The following is a 12,856-nucleotide window of genomic DNA, read 5'->3' on the forward strand; positions in this document are numbered from 1 at the left end:
CTCTCTTTTTTGCTTTGACTTTATTAACATTTAAATCATTTTAATTAGTCTCATGAATACCATGATTTACGCCCGCCATTGCCAATGGAAAGCCGCGCTCTTGCGCCAAATGACGCGCGACTTTATCAATCGCCACGCTATCATTTTGTGCCAAATACGCCCATTCATGCGCATAACGCTGACGGTTTTCTGGTGCCTCAAAATCAACCAAACCAAGCGTCGTCAATTCATCAACGATTTGATCAGCAGCAATCAGCGTCGATGAGGCTTTGACGTTTTCTGCCCGCGCATAGCGAATATTAGAGTATAAGCTCACATCGGCAACGCGCAGCGTATCGTCTTGCCCCGGTATTTGCTGCCCGCCATAGAGCGCATTGCCAACTGTACGCGCGCTATGAAAGGTTGGGACGAATTCAGCCACGTAATCAATGGCTTGCTGGCTGCGCGCTTGCAGCGGCGCTTTATCCCAACCGTCCTCGATATAATGCAGGTATTGCGATGGCAATTTCGGTTGCGCGCTATTTTTGTTAGAAGCAACCAAACCATCATCAAATAAGGTGATAAATTTACTCATGCCATGTATCTGAAAATAACCATCAGGGTAGGGCGTTAGTTGCGCCATGCCCTCAGGGGTGCCGCGCTCACCATAGACGATGATTTCTGGTATTTGCCCGCCCGTATCGTCCCAATAAGTGATATAAGAGGATTTAAACTCGACCATACGCGTGACTTTGACCCCGACCATATCATCGATGATGCCAGTACGAAAACCACAAGCGTTGATTAAGTAATCAACTTCGATAGAATCCGTTTTGGCTTCAAATTCGGTTTCAGTATCAGAGCGCGCTGCTTGTTGATAATCAATGCGCCATCTGGTCACATGATGGTCAGCATTTGAGCAGTTTTCACAATTGACTGGCATCACTTGCTTCACCTGCGTATCGGTAAACACGTGCGCGTGCTCATAGCCTTCTAATGCCAATTGTGCAGACGCTGCCAAACGGAAGATATTCCAGCCATATTCTTGTACGACAATTAGCGGAAATTTAACCTTGTTTAAATCCAAATACTTAGCAACTGGTATCATCCATTCATCAACCGCGCGCGGCACCGCGACTTGCTCGCGCTCAGATAAGGCAATCAGTTGCTCATGGCTGTAGAGCTGATAGTAGTTTTCAGGTTCGCCGAGTACTTTATTATTAGCATCTTCGGCGATAAGCTCTCGATAAGCGTCGGTTAAGATGTCTAAGCGTGGCAATAAATCCTCAGGCAAACCTTCATCGCGTGTTGGCACCGCAAATACCGTCGGGCGTACATCAATGGTATAAGGATAAAGGCGCAGAATATCGATGCATTGTTTGAGCAGGGCAACGCAATCTTCATCAGGTATTTCACGATATAGATTGCCGCCCGCATGCAAATGACACATCGGCGGCCCATCAATCAGCGAGGTGTTTTTTTCAAATAAATACGTCTCAAGGCCTAATGCCGCAAGGCGAATCGCGATAGTTGCCCCCGCTGTACCACCACCGAGAATACCAACCCGTTTGCTAGCAGGCGCTTGATTGTTCATAACAGAATGAGTCATTGTCGTTGTTATATCCTTAGTCGCATTCCTATATTCAGTTAGTAGGAATGGCTCGGCGTCTTTGTGAAATAGTTCGTTGCTAAGTTTCTTTTCTTAAGTTTTTTATATTCGCCGTGCTTATATGTTAAATAACGTGTTTTTCTAATGCGTATGTTTTTTCATGCAAGGCTACCGATATGCGTACAGCGAACCCTAAGTTCAACAGTCATTTTAAACCGCCATAGTCATATTTCTCATTGTGTAGTAATTCTTAATATAGGTGTCTTATTCTACGAAAAAATTACTCAAATTAGCATGGCAAAAACGTAAGTAGATGCATAAGTTTTGTCAAAGGACGGCAAACAAGGAGCGACTAAAACACAGCTTTGTAAAAGCATTTTTAAAAAATTGAAGAGCAAACTTTATTTAATTTGTAAACTTTATGTGCTTTTGTAAATTTATATGATGCGAGAAATAACTGATTTTATGTCTGTGCTATAGTAAAAATACTTATGGTCAGCTTTAAGCCGTTTTTTGCTTTAAGGTATAGGATTGCAGACCACAAGAAACCATATAAAAGAAGCAATTTAAAAAACCACTATTAACAAGGACGTTATTATGAAACATATACTTATGTTATCTGTCATTTCTGGTGCATTGGCGCTTAGCGGCTGTTCTACGTTTAACAATATGCTGGGCAAGGATGATTCTGGCATGCATGAGGTGCAAGCGACCACTAAAAATACCGCTCCAGTTGCCAGTAAAAACGGTATGTTGGTCGATGCAACCAATCATATGACCTTATATACCTTTGATAAAGATTCTATGAATAAATCAGAATGTGGCTCAGCTTGTCTGGTTGCTTGGCCAGCGTTTTTGGCACCAAGTAATGCCAAAGCGTCAGGACAGTTTGCCGCCTTTAAACGTGAAGATGGCAAATATCAATGGGCGATGAATGGTAAACCGTTATACTTTTATGCCAATGATACCAAGGTTGGCGATAAAGATGGCGACAACAAACTTGGCGTTTGGCATATCGTAAAAACCAAATAAGTTTCCATTTTTCCAAAAATAAGTTTTCCAAAAATAAGTTTTCCATAAAAAAGGCAGCTAGCGTGGCTGCTTTTTTATGATTATTTATGTGGTTTTTTGACTCAGCATAATGGCGTTAAGTCGAGTTCATGGCATGGTTTTATCGTAGAAGCGGCTTGCATCGAGTAGCAAAAACCGTTAAAATCGCGGTTTGATTTTCCCGCTGGGGAAAGGCTAAGTGAGCAGCGGTGTGGTGTTGGGTGCTGGAATAAGCCAGTGACGTAATTGCCAGACTGATAGATGTCCTTAGTGCCTCAGTTACGTATGTGAGCGTGCTTGATAGTCAAAATGCCATTAAGCAAAAGTGCTTTCCATACATCGGACATAGAGAGTTTATTATGCGTAAAGATATCCATCCTAATTACCAAGAAGTTTTGTTCCATGACACCAACGCTGACGTGTTTTTCTTAACTCGCTCAACCGTTAACACCAAAGCCACTCGTGAATACGAAGGTAAAGAATACCCATACTACCCACTTGATATTTCAAGTGCGTCGCATCCATTCTATACTGGCGAACAACGTAAAACCTCTACTGAAGGCCGTGTTGCAAGCTTCAACAAACGCTTTGGTGCGTTTGGTGGCCGTAGTAAGAAAGCGGCTGATTCTGCTGAATAATTTATACTTATGGTGTAAATACATATCGCGAAGCAGTCTTTTGCTAAGCAATAAAAAACCGCTGACTATTCAGCGGTTTTTTTTATCTAAATTTTAATGTTAAGTATTTGCACTACTCAGCTACTTAACTTAGTAGTCGACGAATCTAGCAACTTCACAATCAATTCTGCCACTTGCTGCGCCCAATAGCCATACATCAAACTGCTTGGATGAAAGCCGTCGCTGGCAAACATCACTCTGATATCGATCGGCGTGCCGTTAGAGTGTTCTTCTATCATGCGCGCAAAGTTCGTTGCCATATAAGTGACATTGTCATGAGCGGCACAAATTTGCTGCAAGCTATTATCAAGGATAGCGGCTTTGGCACCAACGAAGTTATTCAATGGCGCAGGTATTGCAGGCATTTGTGCCATCGGCGGTAAGCTTAAAAAAACCAGCTCGCGTACGCCAAATTTACGCTGGGCGATAGCAATGATATTTTCAATCTGCTGTTGCCATTGAGCCGCAGAGACTTTGGAGGTGGTGTCATTAACGCCGACACTTAATACCATCACATCAATAGGTTGGCTCGGTGCAGGCAACACATAAAGCCTGCGCAAAATATCAAAGCTGGTATGACCCGTGGTCGCTTGCAACGACCAGTTTAAGGTATCAAAAGCGCTTTGGATAGCAGGCTGCTCAGTCAAAATAGGTATCAAATGACCAACCAGCGCCTCTTGTTGGGTTTGACTACCGACGCCAGCCGCTGCCGAATCACCAACGACCATCAGGTTCAATATATTATTGCTTTTACCCTTTGAGGTAATAGGCAAGTTATTGAGCTGAACCTGTCCATGACGCTCGCCATTTGGCTCAGGTAGGCGTACGGTATCACGCTTGATTTTGTGCCCTTGATAAAGGTAAACAGGAGCAAGCAGCACGTCCTTGGCAGCAGCGGTTATTTTATTTTGCATTTTTTTAGTAGCTACCATCCTGCACGCTCCCGAATCGTAGTGAGGTTGTCTTCAATAAGTAATTTACCATCGATATATACATCGCGTAGTAGGTTATCTGCAGCTGACGTTAAATTATCCGCTTTAATGGTATCTATGTTGCCTTTGCTATTTTTTATGAGTGCCAAACGGCCTCTTTTTGAGCGTTTTGAGCGACTGGTGACAGGGTCTTTATAGATATCTTTCCATACACCATCGATAGAGATGGCACTGGCTTTCATCGCCCAGCTCATGGTATCGCGATTGACTTGCTGCAATAAGCCGCCGCCCATCCCAAAGGTGATATTGTCGGCGCTAAAGCCTGCGTTTAAGACCACATCGATGATTTTGCTTAAGCTTTGCGGGCTGATACCATCGCCTTGGATAATGCGTACATAGTCGGGCAGCACTTTATAGCCTTTGCTATTGATGGTGGTGCCAAACTTTACCGCCAAACGCTCCAAGGCTTCGCGCACCACTTTTGCCGGATCGCCGCTATCTGGACGGATAACCAAAGTTCCGCCCATATTTTTGACGTCGTCTTTTAGGCTACCGCCCCAAATATTATCAATGGCATTCCATAAATCATAGCTGTCAGATACCACAGAAAAACTTTTACCAGCGCCGCCAAATTGTTCAATCATATTGGCAAAGGCGGCAGTTTCTCCGTCGCGACCCCACGCCGTCATGGTGCTATGCTCAGCAGCAGGGATAGAAAAAGCAGCTATTTCTTTGTCCATGTGATACCAGCGGCTGGCGGCAACCAAGGCCGTCATCGAGTCGGTACCAGCAAAGTTCACCAAATGCGCAAGACTACCAAGGGCGACAGATTCTTGACTAGACGCACCGCGCGAACCAAAATCATGCAAACGGAAAATCAGCGACTCGGTATTGTCGGCAGATTTTTCTAGTGCCTGACGAATGATGCCTTTGCAATAGTGCGAGACGCTAGCGACGGTTGAGGGATACCAAATCGCACGCAGTAGCGCCGTTTCGATATAGCTTGGTAGCCAATAGAACTCAGGGTCAGTATTAATAATTTGGCAGACCACATTGGATGCTGGAACGACGCTGCCTTCAGGAATGGCTTCGATGCGCAGTGGCAGATAGCCGCCATACTTATCGACTAACAGCTCCCAACCGGCACGGTTAAAGGTTAAGCCATGGGCTTGAATGACCGTTTCGGCTTCATCGATATCTTGATGGGTAATCGGCGTGCTAAGGTATTCTTTGATAAAGGCTTGCAAGCCAAAAAATACCACATCGTAGTCACCTTTACGCGCTTCGATATAGCTTGATAGATACTCGCTACCTTTTGGATATTGCACCCAATGGGAGGTTTTATAGCTGTCGCTATTTAAGATTAAATTGTTTAAATTGCTGGTGTACATCACAGAACTCCTCTGCTTTGAGATGCCGCAGCTGTTTTTTAATAACCGCTGCGGCGGTGAGCCATTGCCGTCTATCGGCGCTGGCGTGAAAAAAGGTTAATAAAAATTGCACAGTCGCCTGATAAAAGCCTACAAACCAACCATTTTAGCGATAATCGCATAATGGTCTTCAAACATCATGGTGGCATCAAGCTCAGCGAGTGGCAGCCAAAACGCTTTGGCTGCATCGTCGCCACCTTTGACTTTTGGCAACCCTTTTGGGTCGTTTTTTAGCTGAAAATAAAAAGCTTGGGTAATCGTACGCCCACGCGCTGAGCGATACGGGTCGTCAAAGGTATGCTGACTATGACAAGAGCCGCGTAGCACCGGTTCAGGCACTTTTAAGCGCGTCTCTTCGCGTAGCTCGCGGATACAGGCATCAAAGAGTGTTTCTTTTGGATTCAAAAAACCACCCGGTAATGCCCATAGCCCGCGTCCTGGCATACTGCGGCGTTCAACCAATAAAATATGCCCTGATTGTACGACGAGCGCATCAGCGGTCATAAAGGTCGGTGGATAAGGCGCAGATTCCCATTGTCTTTTATATTTATCGACAAAATCGGCTTCTTCATGCAGGTTTTGATAAATATCGGTCTTTTTAAAGTCATTGAGGACGTTGCGGGTCGACTCAGGGGTGCGCTCAGGCGTTGGCGTGGCACCCATCAGGTAGCTGTCACGAATAGGGGTCGCGGATAAATTGTGATAATTGGGTACAGAAACCGACGCCCAATTTGGGAATAAGGATAAATAATAAGATGAGCTGTCTTTTGAATGACCAATCAGCCCAATATCAGCCTGTAAGTCGCCGGTGACGGATTTGACGCCCGTCTGCACATATTGCAGCCAACGCGTGTCATTGTAGAGTGCATCGTCGAGGCCGACACAGTGAATTCGCGCCGCTTCTGCTGGCAAGTAGGTGTTCTTAATCATCGCCGCCCGTTCATCGACACTAAATGGATTACGCAGACTGCGCGGCAGGTTGGCAGAACCGATCAGCATAATGACGTTATCGGCACGTTTTAATGCTTCATCGACCACTGCCTTATGCCCGCAGTGAAACGGCTGGAAACGTCCAATAAATACCAAATAACGGTAGTCTTTACTGTTATTTTTATCCGAGCTTTTATCCGAACCTTGCTCTGCTGATTCACTCATAACGGCCAACTCCTAACTTACTGCTATTAATTATCAATTTAAAATGTCTCAAAGAGGCTAATACTGACACAGCCTATATCTGGCTGACAAGTATAAAGATGTTTAGTGCCGTGACTTTATCGCTTTAACGAATTTTAGCGCTTGGTTTTTGCGCCATGAATGTTATTTTAAAGGATAATATTTTTATAGATATAAAAGCAAAAACCCTTCTAAAGGCTAGAAAGGTTAAGGTTAGAAAGGTTTTTGCAAACGCTCAAAGCATTAATAATATCAAATCTCAAGTGTTTTGATTTTTTCTAAGCCTTGCTGCTCAATGACGGCGGTCAAACCTTTATCTTCTTCAATACGTTTGACAAAGGTATCAAGGTTTTTATAGTCAGATAGATCGATCTCAAACTTTTTCGCCCACGTTAGGGTGATGTATAAGTAAATATCAGCCGTGGTTTTACTGCCTGTTAGATAATCAGTTTTACCGAGCTGCTCGTTGGGCAGTCTAAGCAAATGGGCGATTTTTTCTTTGGCCTTTTGTTTTAAGCTTTCTTGTGCTGCATCCCCTTCAACAAAGCCATCAGGGCCAAAGAGCGGGGCAAAGGCTTTATGCAGATCCGCATTCAAAAACCCTAGCCAATGCATCAGTTCACCTTTACCAGCTGGTGAGGTATCTGAACCAAATATATTGGCATCGGGATAGGCGGCATCGATATAGACTTGGGTGGCGATGTTTTGAGTAATGATAGTGTCGCCATCGACGATAGCTGGCACCGCGCCTTGCGGATTGATACGTAGATATTCTTCTGATTTGACCGAATCGTGATCTAAAAGCTTAAGCTCGTAATCTGTCCCCGTCCATTCGAGGGCAGTGTGCGGTACAACGGCGCAAGTTCCTGGTATGACATATAACTGCATAAACTACTCCTGTGGATTTATTATAGCGTTCAATCCAGTCTAAACAGCCAATCTGGCCAAGTCAGTTATGTTATGTGAAGTTAGTTTTAGGAGATGTAGTATTATGCTGTTTGCGTCATTTGACCTATTCTAATCTGCAAGTTTACCCTGCATGTTGCGCAATCCATGCCGCCACCGTTGGCCAAATCTCTTTGGCAGCCGTACGACTGTTTAAAATGCGGCTATGGGTATAATCATCCAAGTCACCATGACTTCGCGCGTATTCACGAAAAACGTTAGCAGAGTTTTTGTTGAGCGAGCGATTAAAGTCGTTAAAAAGTGACAGGCAACCTCGAGTTGGCGAGATGAATTTATCACCCTTGGCGCTGATAGCATAAATGGGTACGGTAATATTCGGCATATACTGCCGATAATCAAAAATCGCACTTTCAGGAGTATTTTGCTGGCGAGTGTGGCTATCAAAAGCACTTTTCTGAATACCATTCGCATTTATATCACTTTGTTTAATAAAACTGCTGTGGAAGTTTTTATGCAAATTCCACTCATACCATTGATTCATGGTGTGATGGTTTTCATTGATGGGTCCCAGTTTGAGTTTTCTGGCGGGTATATAGCCAAATAGACGGGTAAACATCTTGGCGGCGACTATTTTAAAATAGTTCTTCAGATTGACGATGGCGCCGTACACTTGGCAAGCAAACATGCTGATGCTATTTATTTTATTGATATACTGCGGATTTTGAATGAGAAACATCGTTAAGCAAGCGCCGCCGCCACTATGGGTGACGCAGTGTAAATTGCTGAGCTTTAATTCGTTAAATAAATAATCAAAAGTGGCGGCAAAATCATAGGTGGCGACAGTTTCGAAATTGAATTGGTCTGTGGGGTTTGAGCTTGCGCCATGAGCGCGCCATTCCATGATATAGCAATGATGTCCAAGCTCAGCTAAGTATTCGGCGATTCTTAAGCAGGTTTTTTTGTCCGAAAAAGTGCCGTGCGTTAAGAAGATATTTTGACCTTGATGCGCATTAACGATAGATAATTGATGGCTTTTTTCATTATCAAAAACTTCCCAAATAGCGATTTGTACGGCATCTTTGGTGGTCACAAAATTTAGATTCTCAGTCAACATACTGCTCTCTCAAAATAGTTAAGATTCTGATATTTATTCTTTTAAAATTTTCATAAGCTCTTTGGTGCATTCTACGCCCGCTAGACTTGATAAGTCTGCACACTGTCTTTATATACTATGAAGATAAAGGCAGCTTACTATAGGTAAGCCTTATTAAAAATAGCCATCGCTTAAAACCTCAGCGCTTAAAAATCGCTACTGCCAATTCACACTAGTGCGGTCGGAATTATGCGTTAAGTGCGCTATAATAGACATCATAAAGAGCTATAAAGAAATTTTCATCACGGTCAAAGCATTAAAACGATAAGCCAAAATGATGGTAATTTCATTAGTCCCAACCTCACATAGACGACACAGTAGACGTGGCCAATATAACGCTTGTGTCATAACACATAGGAAGCATTATGAGTGAACACAATCCAACTGATACTCAAGTAAACCCTGCTGCCGATTACGAGTCAGCGTTAGATACTGAGCAAACCGAAGCTAAAAGTAACATCACCATCACTGAAGCGGCGCAAGGGTATTTGGCAGATTTATTAGCGAAGCAAGATACCGATGGTATCGGCGTGCGTATTTTCGTCGAGCATCCAGGCACACCGCGTGCCGAATGCTGCATGGCGTACAATCAGCCAGGCGAAGAAGACAGCGCTGATTTAAAATTGACTTATGATGATTTTTCGGCCTTTATTGAAGCGGCATCGGTGCCTTATTTAGAAGATGCGGTGATTGATTATAATAAAGACCGTTTTGGTGGGCAGTTGACGTTCCGTGCGCCAAACTCAAAAGTGCCAAAAGTTGGTGCTGATGCCAGTGTCGAAGAACGTATCAACTATGTCTTACAGTCTGAAATTAACCCAAGTTTGGCCGCTCACGGCGGTGATGTCCAGTTGCTTGAATTGATTGATGAAGAAGGCGTTGGTTTGACCGCGATACTAAAATTCGGTGGTGGTTGCCAAGGCTGTTCAGCGGTTGATATGACCTTACGTCAAGGCGTCGAAGTACAGCTAAAACAGCAAATTCCCGAGCTGACCCAAGTCATCGATGAAACCGACCACACGCGTACAGAAAACGCTTACTATAAATAGAAAATGACAAGTCGTTATAAAAATAGCGCCGATATCACCTAGGAATATGCTTATTAGTTTCTTTGCTTATAAATATTACTTATGAATGTTTGTTATTAAGAGATGAAAAATTTGCTATTCTTTTAATAAAGAAGCTGGGTTATGATTAACTCAGCTTTTTTTATGACTTTTTGTTATAACCAATTTTGATAAATGAAATATGGGTTTAATAACCTAACAATACCCTCTAAATATCCCATAAAATTTTAGGAGCACCTGATGAGTGACGGACAACCAGCTAAGCAGAATACCCAGCGCCTTGAAACCTTAGCTATTCACGCTGGCTATAGCGTCGAGCCAACCACCAAAGCGGTCGCCGTGCCTATTTATCATACCAGCTCGTATGCCTTTGATAATACCCAGCATGGCGCCGATTTATTTGATTTAAAGGTTGCTGGCAATATTTACACCCGTATCATGAATCCGACGACGGCGGTGTTAGAGGAGCGCGTTGCCGCACTTGAAGGCGGTATTGGGGCGCTAGCGGTTGCCTCAGGTATGGCGGCTATCACTTATGCGATTCAAACCATTTGTGAAGCAGGTGATAATATCGTCGCCGTATCAACGCTATACGGCGGCACTTATAATCTATTTGCCCATGCTTTGCCGCGCCAAGGTATCGAAGTCCGTTTTTTTGACCATAAAAACCCAGAAGCAATATGTGATTTAATCGATGATAAAACCAAGATGGTCTTTGCCGAAAGTATTGGTAATCCATTGGGTAATATCGTCGATATCCAAGCACTGAGTGACATCGCCCATGAATATGGCGTACCAGTGGTGATTGATAGTACGGTTGCGACGCCGGCGCTGTGCCGTCCATTTGAGTTTGGCGCTGATATCGTCATTCATTCATTGACCAAATACATGAGCGGTACGGGCACCTCAATTGGTGGCGCGATTGTTGATAGCGGAACTTTCCCTTGGGGCGATTATCCTGAGCGCTTCCCATTATTAAACACCCCAGATGAAAGCTATCACGGCGTAAACTTTGTCAAAGACGTCGGCGCAGCGGCCTTTATCGCTCGTGCTCGCGTGGCGCCTTTACGTAATACTGGCGCAGCAATTAGCCCACTCAATGCTTTTGGTATCATGCAAGGGATGGAGACATTGAGCTTGCGTATGGAGCGTCATGTGCAAAACGCGCAAGCGGTTGCTGAATATCTACGCGACCATGACAAAGTTGCTTGGGTAAAATATGCTGGTCTACCTGACCATCCTGAGCATGAGCTTGCGCAAAAATACATGAAGGGCACGCCATCTGCTATTTTAACCTTTGGGGTAAAAGGTGGCCTCGAAGCAGGCGCGCGCTTTATTGATGCGCTGCAACTGATTACGCGCTTGGTCAATATCGGTGATGCTAAGTCGCTCGCTTGTCATCCAGCCACAACCACTCATCGTCAGCTTAACGAGCAAGAGCTAGAAAATGCCGGCGTCAGTGCGGATATGGTTCGTTTATCGATTGGTATTGAGCACATCGAAGATATTAAGGCCGACTTAGAGCAAGCATTGGCTACGGCTTAGTCAAATATAAGATATTGCATACAGAGAAAGCCCATATTGATTTGAGATGGGCTTTTGCTTATTAGATGCTAAAGTTTTGTAGGCAATCCTAAATAAAAGCGCGAAAATATTATAAAGTGCTACTGGTGCAAATTTTCCTTGCTTGCTGTGCGACTTCGTCGCTCCAGAGGCTGCGCAAAATTTATCCCAGCAGCACTATCTTTTATTAGAGGTAAACTAGAAACGCCATCTCAGACACTTAGAAACTTAGATTTTAGCGCTTTAGTAATCAAATAATCCAGCCACTAAACCGTTAAAACGCGGCGCGAGATATCTTGATACTCTTTTGATGCGAGGCGTGGACCAAACTGCTGAATCACTTGGGCGGCGATTTCGCTAGCAAGTTGTCCGCATTCTGGCAAGCTATAATGCTGCGATAAAGCATATAAAAACGCCCCAGAATAGTTATCGCCGGCACCATTGGTATCAATAACATTTACAACAGCTGGCGTAGGAACCTCAAAAATTTCAATCTCTGACTCATCATTTGGCTTATGAGCGATGATAGCGCCATTGGGTCCATCGGTAACGACTGCTGTCTGACAATGCTCAAGTAAGGCTCGCGCCGCCGACTTATGCTGTTTTTTATCGGTGAATAATTTGGCTTCTTCACTATTACAAAATATCACCGCGACTTTATTGCCGAGCATATTAAGCAGGCCTTCTTTGGCAAACTTTACCACGGCAGGATCAGCAAAGCTGACGGCAATTTTGGCGCCATTGATACCAGCTTGTTGGCGTAGTTTGGTCATCGCAGGCTGGATACCTTCGGACATCGCCAAATAACCTTCTAAATATAACCAGCCAGCTTGGGTTAATGCTCCAAAGTCAACGTTATTAGCCGTAATATCGCTTGAGGTGCCAAGGAATGTTTGCATGGTACGCTCACCATCTTCGGTCACTGCTACCACGCATGAGCCAGTCACGCCGCCTGCATGGATGGATTGCGGGGAGGTGGCAACGCCCGCTTCATGCAAGTCTTTTAGGTAAAACTCGCCTTGCTTGTCATCACCGACGCGGCAAGCATAAAAAGGTTTACCGCCTAAGCTTGCAAAGGCATACATTGCATTGGCCGCTGAGCCGCCGCCTGCTTGTTTTGATGGCGCAATGTCGGCCAGTTTAAAATACGCCAATAACTGCTGCTGCTCTTCGAGTCCTGCAAGCGTCATATTGCCTTTGGTCAGGTCGGTTTCTTCTAGCGCTGCATCCGACAGCAGGTATTCGTGGTCAACCAAGGCATTACCTATTGCCATCACATCGTACATACTGTTTCTCTCCTCAATGAATTTACCAGTA

11 protein-coding genes are annotated in these 12,856 nt (G+C 44.3%); 4 read left to right on the plus strand and 7 right to left on the minus strand.

Annotated elements, in window-relative coordinates:
- Positions 1-40 precede the first annotated feature (40 nt).
- Positions 41-1,588: an FAD-dependent oxidoreductase gene (locus JFC07_RS05725; protein ID WP_198328619.1), complete on the minus strand. Its 1,548-nt coding sequence runs from the start codon at positions 1,586-1,588 to the stop codon at positions 41-43.
- Between the two features lie 597 nt (positions 1,589-2,185).
- On the opposite strand from JFC07_RS05725, the gene JFC07_RS05730 reads away from it, so the two are divergent.
- Complete coding sequence (locus JFC07_RS05730; RefSeq protein ID WP_068405150.1) at positions 2,186-2,620, plus strand: COG4315 family predicted lipoprotein; 435 nt, start codon at positions 2,186-2,188, stop codon at positions 2,618-2,620.
- Positions 2,621-2,997: 377 nt separating this feature from the next.
- Positions 2,998-3,276 (plus strand): type B 50S ribosomal protein L31, encoded by a 279-nt coding sequence (locus JFC07_RS05735; RefSeq protein WP_068405148.1) that lies wholly within the window; start codon positions 2,998-3,000, stop codon positions 3,274-3,276.
- A gap of 116 nt (positions 3,277-3,392) precedes the next feature.
- Here the strand turns inward: JFC07_RS05735 and JFC07_RS05740 are convergent, their stop codons facing one another.
- The 5 genes from JFC07_RS05740 to JFC07_RS05760 all read right to left on the minus strand — a co-directional run bounded on the left by JFC07_RS05740 (position 3,393) and on the right by JFC07_RS05760 (position 8,870).
- Positions 3,393-4,247 (minus strand): SGNH/GDSL hydrolase family protein, encoded by an 855-nt coding sequence (locus JFC07_RS05740; protein WP_068405146.1) that lies wholly within the window; start codon positions 4,245-4,247, stop codon positions 3,393-3,395.
- A complete protein-coding gene (locus JFC07_RS05745) occupies positions 4,241-5,638 on the minus strand; it encodes a nicotinate phosphoribosyltransferase (protein WP_102076943.1) in 1,398 nt (465 codons plus the stop codon). The genes JFC07_RS05740 and JFC07_RS05745 overlap by 7 nt, the downstream gene beginning before the upstream one ends.
- A gap of 129 nt (positions 5,639-5,767) precedes the next feature.
- The gene (locus JFC07_RS05750; RefSeq protein WP_198328621.1) at positions 5,768-6,832 is read right to left on the minus strand and encodes a bifunctional nicotinamide-nucleotide adenylyltransferase/Nudix hydroxylase; all 1,065 of its coding nucleotides are present in this window, start codon (positions 6,830-6,832) and stop codon (positions 5,768-5,770) included.
- Between the two features lie 270 nt (positions 6,833-7,102).
- Positions 7,103-7,738 carry a glutathione S-transferase family protein gene (locus tag JFC07_RS05755; RefSeq protein ID WP_198328622.1) on the minus strand — a complete coding sequence of 212 codons (636 nt, stop codon included), beginning with the start codon at positions 7,736-7,738 and terminating at the stop codon, positions 7,103-7,105.
- Between the two features lie 142 nt (positions 7,739-7,880).
- A complete protein-coding gene (locus JFC07_RS05760) occupies positions 7,881-8,870 on the minus strand; it encodes an alpha/beta fold hydrolase (RefSeq protein WP_198328623.1) in 990 nt (329 codons plus the stop codon).
- 404 nt (positions 8,871-9,274) lie between these two features.
- Here JFC07_RS05760 and nfuA point away from each other — a divergent pair, with 404 nt between their 5' ends.
- Together nfuA and JFC07_RS05770 are read left to right on the plus strand one after the other, a co-directional pair.
- Complete coding sequence (gene nfuA, locus JFC07_RS05765) at positions 9,275-9,958, plus strand: Fe-S biogenesis protein NfuA (RefSeq protein ID WP_102076939.1); 684 nt, start codon at positions 9,275-9,277, stop codon at positions 9,956-9,958.
- A gap of 258 nt (positions 9,959-10,216) precedes the next feature.
- On the plus strand, positions 10,217-11,521 hold the full coding sequence (locus tag JFC07_RS05770; protein WP_198328627.1) for an O-acetylhomoserine aminocarboxypropyltransferase/cysteine synthase family protein: 1,305 nt from the start codon (positions 10,217-10,219) through the stop codon (positions 11,519-11,521).
- Between the two features lie 284 nt (positions 11,522-11,805).
- Here JFC07_RS05770 and JFC07_RS05775 read toward each other — a convergent pair whose 3' ends face one another.
- A complete protein-coding gene (locus JFC07_RS05775; RefSeq protein WP_198328628.1) occupies positions 11,806-12,825 on the minus strand; it encodes an adenosine kinase in 1,020 nt (339 codons plus the stop codon).
- Positions 12,826-12,856 lie beyond the last annotated feature (31 nt).

The organism is Psychrobacter faecalis, assembly GCF_016107575.1.
Classification (GTDB): Bacteria; Pseudomonadota; Gammaproteobacteria; order Pseudomonadales; family Moraxellaceae; genus Psychrobacter; species Psychrobacter faecalis.